This is a genomic window from Neglectibacter sp. X4, from assembly GCF_009917365.1.
In the GTDB taxonomy this organism is placed as follows: Bacteria; Bacillota; Clostridia; order Oscillospirales; family Acutalibacteraceae; genus Acutalibacter.
On the sequence record NZ_QWLE01000361.1, the window covers coordinates 1 to 510 of the forward strand.

Here is a 510-nt window from a genome sequence, read left to right on the forward strand (position 1 = left end):
CCATCGCATTGAGGGCTATTTTGACTATGTAGTGCCTCCGCTGGAAGGATTTTGGTGGCAGGAAGGCGTGCAGGGCGTCGATTTCAGCAGGAAAGAAGATTTTCAGTGGATTTCAGCCATTCGGCTGCCGGATTTTGTGACCAGAGAAGAATTCGACTGGGCGATCTCGGAAGCAACAGCAAAGAAGAAACGGGATTTCTCCAAAGTGGAATATCTGACGATGGAGGAAGGACTTTGTGTTCAGTGCATGCACGTGGGGGCTTATGATGACGAGCCGCAAACGGTGGCGCTGATGGAGGCATACGTGGCAGAGCAGGGTTTTGTGACAGACTTTACAGAAAACCGGCGGCACCACGAAATTTATCTGTCCGATCCAAGAAGAGTCGCCGCACAGCGGTGCAAAACTGTGATTCGGCATCCTGTGAAGAAAGCTTGCGCAGCGGAGGAAAATAGAGTATGATAAGAAAAAACAAGGAGGCGCTACAACATGGGGAAAGTGAGTTTTTGTAC

Annotated in this window: 1 protein-coding gene; it reads left to right on the forward strand. The window is 50.0% G+C overall.

Annotated features, from left to right (window positions below; all coding sequences use genetic code 11):
• Positions 1-460, forward strand: a 460-nt coding sequence (locus D1841_RS18580; protein ID WP_207710231.1) for a GyrI-like domain-containing protein, incomplete at its 5' end; no start/stop codon positions are given.
• Positions 461-510: the final 50 nt, after the last annotated feature.